Genomic DNA, 17,550 nt, shown 5'->3' on the forward strand with positions numbered 1-17,550 from the left:
CAGGGAATTCCCCCATAGCCGCAGCCCCAGGCCCGGCGCGGGTGAACAGGAGTGCCCGGAGCTGGCAGATGCCGGCTTTTTTTGACCGTGCGCGACGCACACGAAGACATCAGCGAAAGGTAGAGGGTATGCAAGCATTGCCTCCCGAGCAGCAGGGTCTGTACGACCCCGCAAACGAACGTGACGCCTGTGGCGTCGGCTTTGTGGCCCATCTGAAGGGTCAGAAAAGCCACTCGATCATCGAACAGGGTCTGCTGATTCTGAAAAACATCGACCACCGCGGTGCGGTGGGGGCCGATCCGCTGATGGGTGATGGCGCAGGTATCCTGCTGCAGATCCCGGATGCACTGTATCGTGAAGACATGGCCTCCCGGGGTATTGCCCTGCCACCAGTCGGCGAATACGGCGTGGGCATGATCTTCCTGCCGCAGGAAGCTGCCGCGCGTGCGGCTGCCGAGGAAGAAATCGAGCGGGCCGTGCGCGCCGAGGGGCAAATCGTACTGGGCTGGCGTGATGTGCCGGTCAACCGCGACATGCCGATGTCGCCGGTGGTAAAAGCCAAGGAACCGGTCATCCGCCAGATTTTCGTCGCACGCGGCAGCAGCGTCATTGTGACCGATGCGTTCGAACGCAAGCTGTACATCATCCGCAAGCGCGCCAGCCACGCCATCCGCGCACTGAAGCTCACGCATGGGCGCGAATTCTACGTACCGTCGTTCTCGGCACGCACCGTCAACTACAAGGGCATGCTGCTGGCGACGCAAGTCGGCGAATACTATTGCGACCTGCTGGACAGCCGCTGCGTGTCGGCGCTGGCGCTGGTGCACCAGCGTTTCTCGACCAATACCTTCCCGACCTGGGATCTGGCGCACCCGTTCCGCATGATTGCGCACAACGGTGAAATCAACACCCTGCGCGGCAATGTGAACTGGATTCGTGCTCGTGAGCGCGCGATTTCCTCGCCGGTGCTCGGCAAGGATCTCGACAAGGTCTGGCCGCTGATCTATCCGGGCCAGTCCGACTCGGCGTCCTTCGATAACGCACTCGAACTGCTGGTGATGGGCGGCTATTCGCTCGCCCAGGCCGTGATGATGATGATTCCGGAAGCGTGGGAAAAGCACACGCTGATGGACGAAAAGCGCCGCGCCTTCTACGAATACCACGCTGCAATGATGGAGCCGTGGGATGGCCCCGCCGCCGTGGCCTTCACCGACGGCCGCCAGATCGGCGCCACGCTCGACCGCAACGGCCTGCGTCCTGCGCGCTATCTGGTGACTGACGACGATCTGGTGGTGATGGCTTCCGAATCCGGCGTACTGCCAATTGCTGAAAGCCGCATCGTCAAGAAATGGCGTCTGCAGCCGGGCAAGATGTTCCTGATCGACATGGAAGAAGGTCGCATCATTGATGACAAGGAACTGAAGGACAGCCTGGCCAAGGCCAAACCCTACCAGGAATGGATCGACAAGATCCGCATCAAGCTCGATGAAGTCGAAGGTGGCACCGCTGCTGCCGTGGATGAATCTGCGGTATCGCTGCTGGATCGCCAGCAAGCCTTCGGTTTCACCCAGGAAGACATCAAGTTCATCCTCGAACCGATTGCCAAGAATGGCGAAGAGCCGACCGGCTCGATGGGTAACGATGCCGCACTGACCGTGCTGTCGGCGAAAAACAAGCCGCTGTACAACTATTTCAAGCAACTGTTCGCGCAAGTAACCAACCCGCCGATCGACCCGATCCGCGAAGAACTGGTCATGTCGCTGGTGTCCTTCATCGGCCCGAAGCCGAACCTGCTGAATACCGCCGACATCAACCCGCCGATCCGTCTTGAAGTTGAGCAGCCGGTCCTGGGTGTCGCCGAAATCGAGAAAATCCGCAATATCGGCCGCTATACAGAGGGCAAATTCGACGCACACGAACTGGACATCACTTATCCGGCCGAGTGGGGCGCACAAGGAGTGGAAGCCCGTCTGGCCTCGCTGGTGGCCGAAGCGGAAGATGCGGTCAAGTCAGGTTCCAACATCCTGATCGTGTCGGATCGCAAGATTGATGCCAAGCATGTGGCCATTCCGGCACTGCTGGCCACCTCGGCCATCCACCTGCATCTGGTGAAGAAAGGTCTGCGCACCTCGACCGGCCTGGTGGTGGAAACCGGTTCGGCACGTGAAGTACACCACTTTGCCCTGCTCGGCGGTTACGGCGCGGAAGCGGTTCACCCCTACCTGACGCTGGAAACCCTGGCCGACATGGCTGGCGGCGATGCCGAACTGGCGGCGAAGTACCAGAAGAACTTCATCAAGGCGGTTGGCAAGGGGCTGTGCAAGGTCATGTCCAAGATGGGCATCTCGACCTATATGTCGTACACCGGCGCTCAGATTTTCGAAGCCATCGGTCTGAACAAGGCCTTCATCAAGAAATACTTCACCAGCACTCCGACCCAGGTCGAGGGTATCGGTCTGTTCGAGGTTGCAGAAGAAGCCTTGCGCCTGCATACCTCCGCCTTCTCGGCGGATCCGGTGCTGGCTGACGCACTGGATGCCGGTGGTGAGTATGCGTTTAGAATTCGCGGTGAAGAGCACCTGTGGACGCCGGATGCGATTGCCAAGCTGCAGCACTCCACGCGCAGCAACCAGTATTCCACTTACAAGGAATACGCGGCGCTGATCAACGACCAGTCCAAGCGTCACCTCACGCTGCGCGGCCTGTTTGAAATCCTGCCGGCCGGCAACGCTGTGCCGCTGGAAGAAGTCGAATCCGCCAAGGAAATCGTCAAGCGCTTCGCCACTGGCGCGATGTCGCTGGGTTCGATTTCGACTGAAGCACACACCACACTGGCGATTGCGATGAACCGCATCGGTGGCAAGTCCAACACCGGTGAAGGTGGCGAGGATGCCACCCGCTTCAAGCCGCTGGTGGCCGGACAAACCCTGTCCGAGGTGATCGGCGCCAACCGCATCGTGCGCGACTACACCTTCAAGGAAGGCGACAGCCTGCGCTCGGCGATCAAGCAGGTGGCCTCCGGCCGCTTTGGCGTGACCACCGAATATCTGGTCAATGCCGACCAGATCCAGATCAAGATGGCACAAGGCGCCAAGCCGGGCGAAGGCGGCCAGCTGCCAGGCCACAAGGTGTCCGAGTACATCGGCTACCTGCGTCACTCGGTGCCGGGCGTCGGCCTGATTTCCCCGCCGCCGCACCACGACATTTATTCGATCGAAGATCTGGCTCAGCTGATCCACGACCTGAAGAACGTCAATAAGCAGGCCAGCATCTCGGTGAAGCTGGTATCCGAAGTGGGCGTCGGCACGGTTGCTGCTGGTGTTTCCAAGGCCAAGGCCGATCACCTGGTAATCGCCGGTCATGACGGCGGCACCGGTGCATCGCCGCAATCGTCGATCAAGCATTGCGGCACGCCGTGGGAACTCGGTCTGGCTGAAACCCAGCAGACGCTGGTACTGAACCAGCTGCGCGGCCGCATCCGCGTGCAGGTTGACGGCCAGATGAAGACTGGTCGCGACGTGGTGATCGGCGCGCTGCTGGGCGCTGACGAGTTCGGTTTCGCGACTGCGCCGCTGGTCGTTGAAGGCTGCATCATGATGCGCAAGTGCCACCTGAATACCTGTCCGGTTGGTGTTGCTACCCAGGATCCGGAGCTGCGCCGCCGCTTTACCGGCCAGCCCGAGCACGTGGTCAACTACTTCTTCTTCATTGCCGAAGAAGTACGCGAAATCATGGCACAGATGGGCATCCGCAAGTTTGACGACCTGATCGGCCGTGCCGATCTGCTGGACAAGCGCGCCGGCATCGAGCACTGGAAGGCCAAGGGTCTGGACTTCAGCAAGATCTTCCACTTGCCGGCCATGCCGGACAGCGTGGCGCGTCTGCACGCCGAAGAACAGGATCACGGCCTTGCCAAGGCACTCGACCAGAAGCTGGTCGAACTGGCCCAGCCGGCGCTGGAATCCGGCAAAAAGGTCGACATCAAGCTGCCGGTCATCAACGTCAACCGCACCGTCGGCACCATGCTCTCGGGCGAAGTGGCCAAGCGTTACGGTCATGCCGGCCTGCCGGACGACACCATCCACATCCAGCTCACCGGCACGGCTGGCCAGAGTTTCGGCGCCTTCCTCGCCAAGGGCGTCACACTGGAGCTGATCGGCGAAGGCAACGATTACGTCGGCAAGGGCATTTCCGGTGGCCGCATCATCGTGCGCCCGCATGCGGATTTCCGCGGCGACACCACGCAGAACATCATCGTGGGCAACACCGTGATGTACGGCGCGATTGCCGGTGAATCCTACTTTGCCGGCGTGGGTGGCGAACGCTTCTGCGTACGCAACTCCGGTGGCCAGGCGGTCGTCGAAGGCGTGGGCGACCACGGTTGCGAATACATGACCGGCGGTACCGTCGTCGTACTGGGCCAGACCGGCCGCAACTTCGCGGCAGGCATGTCGGGGGGTATCGCCTACGTGCTGGACGAAGATGACAGCTTTGCGGATCGCTGCAATATGGCGCAGGTGGCCCTGGAGCGGGTATTGCCTGCTGCGGAACAGGCCGGCGAAGAACTGCATCGCAAGCAGAAGGACGAAGATCAGCTCAAGGCCATGATCACCAAGCACGCCGAATTGACTGGCAGCGCCCGCGCGAAAGCCATTCTGGCCGACTGGGCCGCTTACCGCGCCAAGTTTGTCAAAGTGTTCCCGAATGAATATCGCCGCGCGCTGAAGGAAATGGCCGCAGCGGCTGCCAACCAGGCCAAGGAGATTGCATAAATGGGCAAGCCTACCGGTTTCATGGAATTTGCTCGCGTCAAGGAAGGGTATGCGCCGGTTGCCGAGCGCATCCAGCACTACCGCGAATTCGTCCCGGCGCTGAGCGCTGACGAAGCGAAAACGCAAGGGGCGCGCTGCATGGATTGCGGCATCCCCTTCTGCAACAACGGCTGCCCGGTGAACAACATCATTCCGGACTGGAACGACCTGATCTACAAGGGCAAGGCAAAGGAAGCCATTTCGGTGCTGCACAGCACCAACAACTTCCCCGAGTTCACCGGCCGCATCTGCCCGGCACCGTGCGAAGCGGCCTGTACACTCGGCATCAACAGCGATCCGGTCGGCATCAAATCGATCGAGCGCCATATCGTCGATACCGCCTGGGATAACGGCTGGATTGCGCCGCAACCGGCTGCGGTGAAAACCGGCAAACGCGTCGCCGTCGTGGGTTCTGGCCCCGCCGGCCTGGCTGCGGCGCAACAGCTGGCGCGCGTCGGTCACGACGTGACGGTCTTCGAGAAGAACGACAAGGCCGGCGGCCTGCTGCGCTACGGCATCCCCGACTTCAAGCTCGGCCAGGACGTGATCGACCGCCGCCTGGAACAGCTGAAAGCCGAGGGTATTGTCTTCAAGACTAATACCGTCGTCGGCTCCGGCGACATACCCAAGGGCATCGTTAACGACGCCACCACAGTAGTCACACCGGAACAGCTGCGTGGCGAATTCGATGCGGTGGTGCTGGCCGGCGGCGCGGAAGTCCCGCGCGACCTGCCTGTTCCGGGGCGCGAACTGGCCGGCATCCACTTTGCACTGGAGCTGCTGATCGCGCAGAACAAGCAGGTGGGCGGCGGAGCCGCCAACCCGATCAGCGCGGCCGGCAAGCATGTGGTGGTGATCGGCGGTGGCGACACCGGCTCGGATTGCGTGGGCACCAGCAACCGCCATGGAGCGGCCAGCGTTACGCAACTCGAACTGATGCCGATGCCCCCCGAGCAGGAAGACAAGCCGCTGGTATGGCCGTACTGGCCGGTGAAGCTGCGCACGTCCTCCAGTCACGAAGAAGGCGTTGATCGCGATTTCGCCGTGCAGACCCAGGAATTCGTCGGCGCCAATGGCCAGGTCAAGGCCGTGAAGCTGGTGAAACTGGACTGGTCTTCCGGCAAGCCGGTTGTCGTTCCGGGTAGCGAATTCGAACTGCAGGCCGATCTGGTATTCCTGGCGATGGGCTTCACCAATCCGGTAGGCAGTGTCATTGACGCGTTCGGCGTGGAAAAGGATGCCCGTGGCAACGCGCGCGCCACCACTGACGGGGAAGGCTGCTACGCAACGAACGTTCCTGGCGTATTCGCTGCCGGCGACGTGCGCCGCGGCCAGTCACTGGTGGTGTGGGCGATCCGCGAAGGGCGCCAGGCCGCACGCGAGGTCGATGCCTTCCTGATGGGCAGCTCGACCCTGCCACGCTAAACAGGTATCCGGCCACAGCCTCTTCTGCCAAAGGCACAAAGACCGATACCCATTCAAAGCCAGCCTTCGGGCTGGCTTTTTTCATGATCATCCCGCAGCAACGGCAGATTTGTCGCAATCCGCGGCTTCAGCGATTGACAGCGCCGCAATTCGGACTAGAATCTTGCTTATTCCTTATGATTTTTTTACAAATTTAAAACATGGCTGCAATAGTGGCTGACAATCAGGAGCTGGAAGCACTGATCACAGCACTGGATGCCGAATACGCGCAACCAGGCTACCCGCTCGCGCATGGGGCGCCGGATGCCGGGCTCCTCAACAGTATGGCCGGGCTTGCCCCGCTGTTCCTTGAGCCAGCCCGGCTGCAGCGCTTCTATTTCCACCGCCTGCGCAAGCTGAGCTGGCCGGGGGCGGAATGCAGCCGCAGTTATGCCAGCCTCGAAGCGGCGCATGACGAACTCTGCCTGCTGCGACGCACCGACTCGGGCTGGCTGACACAGCGCAGCCAGCTGCAACGCCTCGAGTCCTTGTGGGTGTTCGGCCATGACGGCCTCACCCGCCTCGGCAGAAACAGCGATGCCAGCCACTATTTGCGCCACCTGAAAGCGCTGCAGCAGACGGATCGCTGTGCCAGCCTGCCGGAACTGCTGGCCCGTCCGGCGGTGTTTGCCGAACTGGCAGCCGACGAAGCCCTGATCGAACGCCTCAGTGCCAGCTTGCTGGCACTGGAGTTCCGCCATGATGACTGGTACGACCCTGATGGCCCCGAGGCGGCATACAACTGGACCAGTCTGAAGTTCTGGGGCGCCATCTATCTGCTGCTCTTCAGCGAAGCCTCCTGTGCGCGGGACTGCATCGTGCGCTTCACACTGGCGGCCTCGCTACCGCATTACCGCAAGCAGATGGAAACCCTGCAGCGCATGGCCAGGGCAGCAGAAAGCTACCGGATGACCCGGCACGCCTACGCCTTCTGAGGCTAGCTCAATCGCGCTCGGTCGGATTGATGTAGGCAAACGGCAGCCCCAGCAAAACCGCGCCGCCAACGATATTGCCCAGCGTGCTGAAGAAGAGGTTGAATCCGGCCTCTTCCAGCGTGATCGTGCCATTGCCCAGCAGAGAAATGGCAAACGTGCCCATATTGGCGATCGAGTGCTCGAAGCCCAGATACAGGAAGATGAACACCACCGGGATGATGACCATGATCTTGGCCACATCCTCCTTGCAGCGCAGCGCCAGACGCACCGCCAGGCAGACGACCCAGTTGGCCAGAATGCCCTTGAAGAAGATAGCCTGTGCACTCTGATGCACCTTGTGGGCGGCGCCGTCGAACAGCGCGTGACCCGCCGGCAGCGCGGCGATCACGCCCGCTCCCTCGAGCAAGCCGGCCACGATCAGCGCACCGACGAGGTTTCCCAGAAAGCACACGCCCCACAGGATCGCCGTCTGTTGCCAGCCCGTCTTGCCCTCGGCCGTCGATACCGTCATGTACATGGTATTGCTGGTAAACAGCTCGGCATTGGTAAACACAATGATGGTCAGCCCCACACCGAAGAACAGCGATGCCAGCACCTTGCCAAACGGTGACTCGTGCAGATTGTGCACCAGCGTCCAGTAGGTCAGCACGGTGATGGTCAGATACATGCCCGCCAGAATCGAGCGCAGCGTGTAGCGCAGCGGGTCGGTCTGCAGCAAGGTGAGTTTGGTGAGGCCGCTATCGGCGGCTTTTTCCACATAGGATCGGTCGAACATGCGCAGGCTCCGTATCAGCAGGCCTGAATTGTAGCAGCCGCACCGCAGGCAGCCATGCGCCACGTCAGAATGGCTAACGCTGGCGGAAACGGGCAATCAGCATCACGGTGACGAGCACAAACAGCAGATTGGACGACGCCGAGAATACCAGTGCCCAGCCCGTACCATGCAACAGCAGCTGCACGACGGCATAGACGGTGGCGATCAGCGAAGAAAGACTCCACACCGCCCAGGAGCCCAGCGCAATATTGGCACTCGAGCGGGTGCGCAGCAGCGTTCGCCACTGCGGCAGATAGGCCAGCAAGGACAGTACGCCCACCGTGGCCTGCAGATAGGTCACCCCTTCCACCACCAGCCTGTTGATACCCATTGCTGCTCCGCCCTGGCGTTATTCCAGTCTGGGATGACCGGCAGCAATCGTGCAGGTTCAGGCGGTGGGCGTGGTACTTTTCACATCCGCGCTGCCGGACGAAAGAGCCCGATACCCCCCACCCCTATCGGGTCAAGAGCCTTTCAAAAAAGATCGCCCGCAACATACGCCTTACACTTTGCGTTCCGCGGTAAACGGCCCGGTATAGCCATCAAGCGCCAGCTCCCGCAGCGTCTGCCATTCGGCCTCGCTGCGCACCAGTTCGGCATATACCTTGCAGCCCAGTGGCCTGGCCATGCCGAGCAAAGCCTTGATCAGTTGCTGGTTGCCGGCATGCGCATTGATATCGTGGATATAACTGCCGGCGATTTTCAGATACGCCAGTTGCAGGTCGTACAGCCGCGGCATACTGCCGATCTGACGACCGAAATGCTCGATGCCCACACGCACCCCCAGATGCTGCATCTCGGCGGCAAAGGTTGCCAGCGTCTCCTGGTCTTCGCTGAGCGCCTGTTCGGGCACTTCGAAGCAGAGACGCTGGCAATGCGTCGCAGGCACCCCCTGCAGCAAGCGCTGCAGCTCGCGGCGGAAGCCCAGGTCGTGCAGCGATTGCGGCGAGAGGTTGATGGCGATGTCTTCCGCACTGGCGAGCAGCTCCCGCACGCCAAGCCGCACGGCGGCCAGATCCAGCTGCGGCAACAGGCCAAAACGGGCAGCAAAGGGGATGAAGGTGCCTGCCGGATAAAGTGCGCCGCTGGCCGGGTCAGCCAGGCGCAGCACCAGTTCGCGATGAACCCGGTGCCCGGCAAAATCCAGCACGTCGAAACTGGCCGCCGCAAACCCGTCAGTCGCAATTGCATCCTGCAACCACTCGCGCCATTGCTCGCTGGGCCTGCTGCTGCGGCGCCCGCTGGCGAGCGCGATGCGCAGCGGATTGGCCACATCACTCTCGGCCTGCACCAGCGCCGTGTCCGCCCGCGCCAGCAGACTGCCCACCGTATCCCCCTGCTGGTAGTCACAGCACCCCAGACACAGCAGATCGGCGCGCTCGGGCAGCAGGGCCAGCACTTGCGCCAGCAGGTGGCGTGCGAACGGCTCATCCGCCTCCTGCCCGGCGGCCAGCAGGGCAAAATCGGCACCATTCAGTCGTGCAGCCTGCCAGTTGTCCTGCTCATCAGCCAGCCCGGCCAGCGTTACCGCCAGCTCGGCCAGCAACCGATCCGTTGCCTGACGCCCCAGATCGCGATTCACTCCGGCCAGATCCTTCAGCCGCAGCAGATACAGCATTCCTTCGGGGCGGCTGTCCTCATCGCCCAGTTCACTGCTCAGGCGTCCAATGAAATAGGCGCGGTTTGCCAGCCCGGTTACCGGATCATGGTTCGCATCCTTCTCCAGCTGCTCGATCTGTGCCGACTGTTCCTCGAGCATGCCCTTCACCCGCTCGACCATGCTGTTCATGGCCGCAGCCATGGGGCGCAGTTCGACATAGGCTGGCATCGGCACATGAATGAAACGCCGTTCACTGATCGCCACTGCCTGCTGCATGATCTGCAGCATCGGCTGGCGCACGGCCCGCAGAACGAAGTGCATCAGCAAGCCGGTCAGTACTCCCCCCAGCAGCATCCAGAAAAACAGCCGTCTGGCGCCCTGCCACAGGGATTCATAGGCAAAACGGGAATGCGCGCGAATTTCCACCTTGCCAGCCTGTTTCCAGCCACTGCTGATCATGGCTTCGCCGGCTCTCACCGCAATCGGAAAGCGCGCGATGAACCACTGCGGCACCGCCTGCGGTAGCTCGCGATTGCGCAGATCCAGCAGGACCTTGCCCCGCGGGTCTTTGATCACGATCTGCTCGAAATGCCCGGAGTCGAACAGCGCATTGGTCGTCAGCGCCAGCATTTCCGGATCCGCTGCATGCTGCGACAGCGACAGCGCCAGGGCGGTGGCATTGTCGCTGCTCTGCGTGTAGAGCTGCGTCTGCAGGTAGTCGCGGGCACTGTAGGTGCTGACTGACAACGCCACGATAAACGCGAGCAGCGCCGACCCGAGAATCATCAGCCAGACCTGCCTGAATAGTGACATGCTTGGAATCTCCCTAGAAAACGATGCCGTCGCTCTGCATGCGCAGCAACACGTCTTTCCAGCGGGAAAGACGGTCGACCGATGCCGATGGCTGGGTGCCCGCGCCGGCAAAAATGCCTTCGCTGCTGAAACTGAAAACCGGAACCAGATCCGGGCGGCGACTGGCCGGGCGGATTTCGTTGATCAGATTGTCGAGCACCAGCGGCTCGGCATCCGGGGACGGGTAATAGGTCAGCACCATGTGCGCTTGCGTGACACTGCTGCCACTGCCGCCAATCCGCGCCTTGACGTAGCTGAGCCGCAACTTTTCCGCGCTGATTCCCAGTTCCTTGAGCGCAAAATACTTGATGATGGTGAAGTCTTCGCAGTCTCCGGCGCCCTTGCCGATCATTTCCAGCGGCGTGGCCCAGTAATCCGCCTCTTTCCAGAGCGCGCTATCGTCCTGGAACTGCAGGCGGCGATTAAAAAAATCGTTCACCCAGCGCAGCTTGTCCTGCTCGGACTGATTGCGGGCGCCTGCCAGCATCTGCTGCGTATCTGCCAGCAGCCGCGCCGCCGTCGCCCCGTAGCGTTGCTGCGCGAGCCGCAGCAGCTTATCGAAATCCCAGCCGGCGCGCGCAGGCAGATACAACAGTGTCGTGCCCAGCAGCACCACCAGCACGACCCGCCACCATCCTGATCGAATCCGCTCCGCCACGCCTTCGGCGCCCCTCCGCGAGTAACAGTCAGGCCGGATGACAATACCGGCCGCAATCCACTGTATCCCAGCCGGATGTGCGCGACAAATCCCGGATCAGTCCGGCGCCGGCGGGAAGCCGGCAGCGCATGGCTAACCACACCGCTTTGCACAGCAAAATCAGGGGGATTTCGCAACCCTGACAAGTGCGAAAGCCTGTTGCAACAAGGGTCTAGGGTTTTTCCCGATTGCCCGGCCAAGGGGATTTCCGGTTGCGAATTAGCACCTGAAACAGATAGAATCAAGCCCTTTCGCTTGATTTTCCGCAAGGGTGTCTCAGAAATGGATAGACAGAGCTGGTTGCAGGGCACACTGTACCGCCCCCAGTTTGAGCAGGACAGTTGCGGCTTCGGTCTCATCGCGCAGATGGACGACAAGCCGAGTCACTGGCTGGTTTCCACCGCGATTTCGTCGCTGGCGTGCCTGACGCACCGTGGCGCGGTCGCCGCCGACGGCAAGTCCGGTGACGGCTGTGGTTTGCTGTTCCGCAAACCCGATGGCTTCCTGCGTGCCGTAGCCGCCGAAAACGGTTACTCCCTGGGTGCCCTGTATGCAGCCGGCCTGGTGTTCCACAGCGACGATGCGTCGCTGGCCAGGCTGACGTCCGCGATTGAATCGCAGGGCCTGGTGTGCGCCGGCATCCGTGATGTCCCCGTCAACACCGAAGCTTGCGGTGAATCGGCGCTGCGCATCTTGCCGAAGATCAAACAGGTGTTTGTAAATGCCACTGCCGGCCAGGATGACGTGGCATTTGCCCGTGCCCTGTATCAGGCACGCCGCCTGGCCGAGAAGGCCAACAAGGACGACGCGGCCTTCTACATCCCGACGCTGAACCCGCACGTGCTGTCCTACAAGGGTCTGGTGACCCCGGACAACCTGCCGGTGTTCTATCTGGACCTGAAGGATGAGCGCTTCGAGTCGTCGCTGGCCGTGTATCACCAGCGCTTCTCGACCAACACCTGGCCGCAATGGAAGCTGGCACAGCCGTTCCGTTTCCTCGCGCACAACGGTGAAATCAACACCGTGCACGGCAACCGCAACTGGGCCAAGGCGCGAGAGGCCATCCTGGCAACCGACAACCTCGACATGGACGCCATCCGCCCGATCGTGCAGACCGACGGCTCGGACTCGATGTCGATGGACAACATGCTCGAAGGCCTGATCATGGGCGGCGTCGACGTGTTCCGCGCCTTCCGCATGCTGGTGCCGCCGGCCTGGCAGAACGTTGACAGCAATGATCGCGACCTGCGCGCCTTCTACGAATACAACTCGCTGCACATGGAACCGTGGGATGGCCCCGCGGGTATCGTCTGGGCAGCGGGCGACTACGCCGGCTGTGCACTGGATCGCAACGGCCTGCGCCCGGCACGTTACGTCATCACCAAGGATCGCCACATCACCATCGCCTCCGAAATCGGCGTATGGGGTTACCAGCCGGAAGACGTGGTGCAGAAGGGCCGCGTCAAGCCGGGCCAGATTGTCGCTGTGAACCTGAAGACCGGCGAGTTCCTCGACACCGAAACCATCGACAAGCAGCTGAAGAATGCCCAGCCTTACCGCGAATGGCTGAAAGCAGAAGCCCGTCACCTCGAAAATGCCGAGGACAAGGCGCCACTGGAAGCGTGGAGCAAGAACGAGCTGCTGACCTACCAGAAGCAGTTCCAGCTGACCTTCGAAGAACGCGACCAGATCCTGCGCGTGCTGGCCGAAGCCGGCCAGGAAGCCATCGGCTCCATGGGGGACGACACCCCGATGGCCGTGCTCTCGCAAAAGGTCCGTTCGCCGTTTGACTACCTGCGCCAGCAGTTCGCCCAGGTCACCAACCCGCCGATCGACCCGATCCGCGAAGCGATCGTGATGTCGCTGAACACCTGTTTCGGCCCGGAACGCAACCTGTTCGAAGACGCGCCGCTACACGCCAAGCGCATCGAAGTAACTTCGCCGGTGCTCTCCACCGACAAGTTCGCGACCCTGACCTCGCAAGCTGATCCGGACTTCAAGTCCAGAACCTTCGACATCGGTTTTGACGCCGCCAGCACCACGCTCAAAGCGGCCATCGAAAAGCTGACCGCCGACGTACTGGCTGCCGTCGAGAACGATCAGGTCGTGATCGTTGTGCTGTCCGACCGCAACATCGCCAAGGGGCGCCTGCCCATCCCGGCGCTGTTTGCCGTAGGTGCCACTCACCACGCCCTGGTGAACGCGGGCCTGCGCTGCCGCACCAACATCATTGTCGAAACTGCAACCGCGCGTGACCCGCACCATTTTGCCTGTCTGCTGGGCTATGGCGCGACCGCGGTATTGCCGTATCTGGCCTACCACACCATTGCCGAGCTGATCGAGCTGGGCCAGGTGAACCTGCCGCTGGAAAAAGCTGCCAACAATTTCCGCAAGGGCATCAACAAGGGTCTGATGAAGATCCTGTCGAAGATGGGCATTTCGACCATCGCTTCCTACCGAGGCGCCCAGCTGTTCGAAGGCGTGGGTCTGGGTGAAGAGGTCATCGATCTGGCACTGTGCGGCACCGTATCCCGCATCGGTGGCGCGAACTTTGCCGACTTCCAGGAAGACCAGGCCAAGCTCAACAAGCTGGCCTTCAACCCGATGCGCCCGATTGCGCAGGGTGGCCTGCTGAAGTACGTATTCGGCGAGGAATACCACGCCTACAACCCGGACGTCGTGATGCAGCTGCAGAAGGCAGTTCAGGGCGGCGACTACAAGGAATACCAGAAGTACGCCGAGCTGGTGAACACCCGTCCGGTCGCCATGCTGCGTGACCTGATGCAGCTGAAGATCGATCCGGCCAAGTCGATTTCCGTCGATGAAGTCGAATCGCTCGACAGCATCGTCAAGCGCTTCGATTCCGCCGGCATGTCGCTGGGTGCCCTGAGCCCCGAAGCACACGAAGCACTGGCCGAAGGCATGAACCGCCTGGGCGCGCGCTCCAACTCCGGCGAAGGCGGCGAAGACGCTGCCCGCTACGGCACCATCAAGATGTCCAAGATCAAGCAGATCGCCTCGGGCCGCTTCGGTGTCACCCCACATTACCTGGTCAACGCCGAAGTGCTGCAGATCAAGGTGGCCCAGGGCGCCAAGCCCGGTGAAGGTGGCCAGTTGCCGGGCGACAAGGTCTCCCCGCTGATCGCCAAGCTGCGCTGCTCCAAGCCGGGCATCTCGCTGATTTCCCCGCCGCCACACCACGACATCTACTCGATCGAAGATCTGGCCCAGCTGATTTTCGACCTGAAGCAGGTCAACCCGCAGGCGCTGGTATCGGTCAAGCTGGTTGCCGAGCCGGGCGTGGGCACGATTGCTGCCGGCGTGGCCAAGGCCTATGCCGACCTGATCACCATTTCCGGCTATGACGGTGGCACTGGCGCATCGCCCTTGGCTTCCGTGAAGTACGCCGGCTCGCCGTTCGAGCTGGGCCTGACCGAAGCGCAACAGGTACTGCGCGCCAACGGACTGCGCGGCCGCGTGCGCGTGCAGGCCGACGGCGGCCTGAAGACTGGTCTGGACGTCATCAAGGCCGCCATCATGGGGGCGGAAAGCTTCGGCTTCGGCACCGGTCCGATGATCGCGCTGGGCTGCAAGTTCCTGCGCATCTGCCACCTGAACAACTGTGCGACCGGGGTTGCCACGCAGGAAATCAAGCTGCGCAGCAAGTACTTCATCGGTCTGCCGGAGATGGTGGTGAACTACTTTACCTTCATCGCCCGCGAAACCCGCGAGTGGATGGCCAAGCTGGGCGTACGCTCCTTCGAGGAGCTGATCGGCCGCACCGACCTGCTGGAAATCATCGATGGCCAGACCAGCAAGCAGGAAAAGCTGGAACTGGAAGTACTGCTGAGCCAGGGCGACATTCCGGAATCGCAACCGCGCTTCTGCGTGGAAGCGTCCAACCCGTCCTTTGACAAGGGCGAGCTGGCCGAAGCCATCGTCGCGGACGCCATTGCCGGTATCCGGAGCAAAACCCCGCAGACGCTGTCCTACCCGATCCGCAACATCCACCGATCGATCGGCGCGCGCCTGTCCGGCGAAATCGCCAAGGCACACGGTGCCGACGGCCTGCCGGACGACTGCCTGACCGTGAAGTTCACCGGCTCGGCCGGCCAGTCCTTCGGCGTGTGGAACGCCAAGGGTCTGACACTCAAGGTAGAAGGCGATGCCAACGATTACGTCGGCAAGGGCATGTCGGGCGGCAAGATCATCGTATACCCCCCGCGGGATAGCGGCTTCAAGAGCAGTGACGCGGTGATTGCCGGCAATACCTGCCTGTATGGCGCAACCGGCGGCGAGCTGTACGCAGCCGGCATGGCCGGCGAGCGCTTTGCCGTGCGCAACTCGGGTGCGACCGCCGTGGTCGAAGGCGTGGGTGACCACGGCTGCGAATACATGACCGGCGGTGCGGTGATCGTATTGGGCGAAACCGGCTACAACTTCGGTGCCGGCATGACCGGTGGCTTCGCCCTGGTATACGACCGCAAGGAGAAGTTCGCCTACCGCTACAACAACGAGCTGATCGATACCAACCTGATCAATGGCGAAGCCTATGGTGCCGTGCGCGCCTACCTGCGCGAAAAGCTGGAAGCCCACCTGAAGTACACCGGTTCAAGCCGTGCGGCCGAACTGCTGGCCGACTTCGACGAAGCGGTCGACTACTTCTGGCTGGTCAAGCCCAAGGCGGCCAAGCTCGACGATCTGCTGAAAGACTAAAACACCCCGCCACGCGGCACAGCCAGCCTGTGCCGCGTGCCAAGGCGAAAAGGAAAGACGACATGTCTGACGTATTCCAGTTTCTGAATCTGGCCCGCAACCCCGGCGAGAAGGTGCCGGTGGAAAAGCGCAAGTTCGTATTCAAGGAAATCTACGAATCGCTGCCGACTGACGAGGCGAAGGAACAGGCCGGCCGCTGCCTGGCCTGTGGCAACCCCTACTGTTCGTGGGAATGCCCGGTACACAACTACATCCCGCAATGGCTGCAGCTGGTGAATGAAGGCAAGCTGTTCGAAGCGGCCGAGCTCTCGCACAAGACCAACTCGCTGCCGGAAATCTGCGGCCGCGTCTGCCCGCAGGACCGTCTGTGCGAAGGTTCGTGCACGCTGAACCAGGGTGGCTTCGGTGCCGTGACCATCGGCTCGGTGGAAAAGTACATCACCGATGAAGCCTGGAAGGCCGGCTGGCGCCCGGATCTCTCGGGCCGTGAATGGACGGACAAGAAGGTAGCCGTCATTGGTGCCGGCCCGGCGGGTCTTGGCTGTGCCGACATTCTGGTGCGCAACGGCGTGAAGCCGGTAGTGTTTGATCGCTACGAAGAAATCGGTGGCCTGCTGACCTTCGGCATCCCGGAATTCAAGCTGGAGAAGGAAGTCGTCCAGCGCCGTCGCCAGATGATGGAAGAAATGGGCGTGGAATTCCGCCTGAATACCGACATCGGCACCGACATCTCGATTGACGAGCTGCTGCGCGACTACGATGCCGTATTCATGGGCATGGGCGCGTACAAATACATGAAGGGCGGTTTTGATGGCGAAAGCCTGCCGGGCGTGCTGGAAGCCCTGCCCTTCCTGATCAACAACGTGCGCAACTCGATGGGCACGCTGGGCGACGAAGCCTTTGTCTCGATGCAAGACAAGCGTGTGGTGGTACTGGGCGGTGGCGATACCGCGATGGACTGCAACCGTACCTCGATCCGTCAGGGCGCCGCTTCGGTCATCTGTGCCTACCGCCGTGACGAAGAAAACATGCCGGGCTCCAAGCGCGAAGTGGCCAACGCCAAGGAAGAAGGCGTCGAATTCCAGTGGAACAGCCAGCCGGTCGGCATTGAGCAGAACGCCGATGGCTCGCTGAAGCTGAAGCTCGTCACCACGGCGCTGGGCGCGCCGGACGAGAAGGGCCGTCGTCGTCCGGAAGTGGTGCCGGGCTCCGAGCGCGGCATCGACTGTGATCACGTGATCGTGGCGTTCGGCTTCCAGGCCGAGCGACTGTCCTGGTTCGATGCGGCCAACGTGGCCACCGACGACTGGAACCGCACCGTGGCACCGTTCGCGCAGCAGTTCAAGCACCAGACCAGCAACCCGAAGATCTTTGCGGGTGGCGATCAGGTACGCGGCGCCGATCTCGTGGTACGCGCCGTCTACGAAGGCCGCCAGGCCGCTGAAGGTATCCTGGAATTCCTCGGCGTGTGGTAAGCCATTCCACTGCAAAAAGCCCCGCCCTGGCGGGGCTTTTTGCATGTATATGGCAAGAAACCTTTAAATAAATAGCGCATCAGGATATACATAGTCATGTATATCAAAAGAATGCCAAGCAAGACCCCATATCTTGCAGCGCAACGCCATCCGGCGCATGATGCATCCTTGCCGCCCGAACAGCAC

9 protein-coding genes are annotated in these 17,550 nt (G+C 61.7%); 5 read left to right on the plus strand and 4 right to left on the minus strand.

Annotation, left to right across the window (positions count from 1 at the left end; all coding sequences use genetic code 11):
- Positions 1 to 128: 128 nt before the first annotated feature.
- The 3 genes from INR99_RS06655 to INR99_RS06665 all read left to right on the plus strand — a co-directional run bounded on the left by INR99_RS06655 (position 129) and on the right by INR99_RS06665 (position 7,210).
- Complete coding sequence (locus INR99_RS06655) at positions 129 to 4,772, plus strand: glutamate synthase-related protein (RefSeq protein ID WP_194115543.1); 4,644 nt, start codon at positions 129 to 131, stop codon at positions 4,770 to 4,772.
- Positions 4,773 to 6,236, plus strand: a complete 1,464-nt coding sequence (locus tag INR99_RS06660) for a glutamate synthase subunit beta (RefSeq protein WP_194115544.1) — start codon at positions 4,773 to 4,775, stop codon at positions 6,234 to 6,236.
- 200 nt (positions 6,237 to 6,436) lie between these two features.
- The gene (locus INR99_RS06665; protein WP_194115545.1) at positions 6,437 to 7,210 is read left to right on the plus strand and encodes a hypothetical protein; all 774 of its coding nucleotides are present in this window, start codon (positions 6,437 to 6,439) and stop codon (positions 7,208 to 7,210) included.
- A 7-nt stretch (positions 7,211 to 7,217) separates the two neighbouring features.
- On the opposite strand, the gene INR99_RS06670 is transcribed toward INR99_RS06665, so the two are convergent.
- The 4 genes from INR99_RS06670 to INR99_RS06685 all read right to left on the minus strand — a co-directional run bounded on the left by INR99_RS06670 (position 7,218) and on the right by INR99_RS06685 (position 11,098).
- The gene (locus INR99_RS06670; protein WP_194115546.1) at positions 7,218 to 7,985 is read right to left on the minus strand and encodes a formate/nitrite transporter family protein; all 768 of its coding nucleotides are present in this window, start codon (positions 7,983 to 7,985) and stop codon (positions 7,218 to 7,220) included.
- 73 nt (positions 7,986 to 8,058) lie between these two features.
- The gene (locus tag INR99_RS06675; protein ID WP_194115547.1) at positions 8,059 to 8,355 is read right to left on the minus strand and encodes a PQ-loop domain-containing transporter; all 297 of its coding nucleotides are present in this window, start codon (positions 8,353 to 8,355) and stop codon (positions 8,059 to 8,061) included.
- 171 nt (positions 8,356 to 8,526) lie between these two features.
- Entirely contained in the window at positions 8,527 to 10,437 is a 1,911-nt protein-coding gene (locus tag INR99_RS06680) for a bifunctional diguanylate cyclase/phosphodiesterase (RefSeq protein ID WP_194115548.1), read from the minus strand.
- Positions 10,438 to 10,450: 13 nt separating this feature from the next.
- Positions 10,451 to 11,098, minus strand: coding sequence for a transglutaminase-like cysteine peptidase (locus INR99_RS06685; protein ID WP_308431457.1), 648 nt, complete (start codon positions 11,096 to 11,098; stop codon positions 10,451 to 10,453).
- A gap of 357 nt (positions 11,099 to 11,455) precedes the next feature.
- Here INR99_RS06685 and gltB point away from each other — a divergent pair, with 357 nt between their 5' ends.
- Both gltB and INR99_RS06695 read left to right on the plus strand, forming a co-directional pair.
- Positions 11,456 to 15,889: a glutamate synthase large subunit gene (gltB, locus tag INR99_RS06690; protein ID WP_194115549.1), complete on the plus strand. Its 4,434-nt coding sequence runs from the start codon at positions 11,456 to 11,458 to the stop codon at positions 15,887 to 15,889.
- 62 nt (positions 15,890 to 15,951) lie between these two features.
- Positions 15,952 to 17,364, plus strand: a complete 1,413-nt coding sequence (locus INR99_RS06695) for a glutamate synthase small subunit GltD family protein (protein ID WP_194115550.1) — start codon at positions 15,952 to 15,954, stop codon at positions 17,362 to 17,364.
- Positions 17,365 to 17,550: the final 186 nt, after the last annotated feature.

The organism is Chitinilyticum piscinae, assembly GCF_015223195.1.
Lineage (GTDB): Bacteria > Pseudomonadota > Gammaproteobacteria > Burkholderiales > Chitinibacteraceae > Chitinilyticum > Chitinilyticum piscinae.

Bases quoted from the DNA above. Each gene is read 5' to 3' on its own strand.
- INR99_RS06660 (WP_194115544.1), top strand. From the start codon at position 4,773: ATGGGCAAGCCTACCGGTTTCATGGAATTTGCTCGCGTCAAGGAAGGG.
- INR99_RS06665 (WP_194115545.1), top strand. From the start codon at position 6,437: ATGGCTGCAATAGTGGCTGACAATCAGGAGCTGGAAGCACTGATCACA.
- gltB (WP_194115549.1), top strand. From the start codon at position 11,456: ATGGATAGACAGAGCTGGTTGCAGGGCACACTGTACCGCCCCCAGTTT.
- INR99_RS06655 (WP_194115543.1), top strand. From the start codon at position 129: ATGCAAGCATTGCCTCCCGAGCAGCAGGGTCTGTACGACCCCGCAAAC.
- INR99_RS06695 (WP_194115550.1), top strand. From the start codon at position 15,952: ATGTCTGACGTATTCCAGTTTCTGAATCTGGCCCGCAACCCCGGCGAG.
- INR99_RS06670 (WP_194115546.1), bottom strand. From the start codon at position 7,985: ATGTTCGACCGATCCTATGTGGAAAAAGCCGCCGATAGCGGCCTCACC.
- INR99_RS06680 (WP_194115548.1), bottom strand. From the start codon at position 10,437: ATGTCACTATTCAGGCAGGTCTGGCTGATGATTCTCGGGTCGGCGCTG.
- INR99_RS06675 (WP_194115547.1), bottom strand. From the start codon at position 8,355: ATGGGTATCAACAGGCTGGTGGTGGAAGGGGTGACCTATCTGCAGGCC.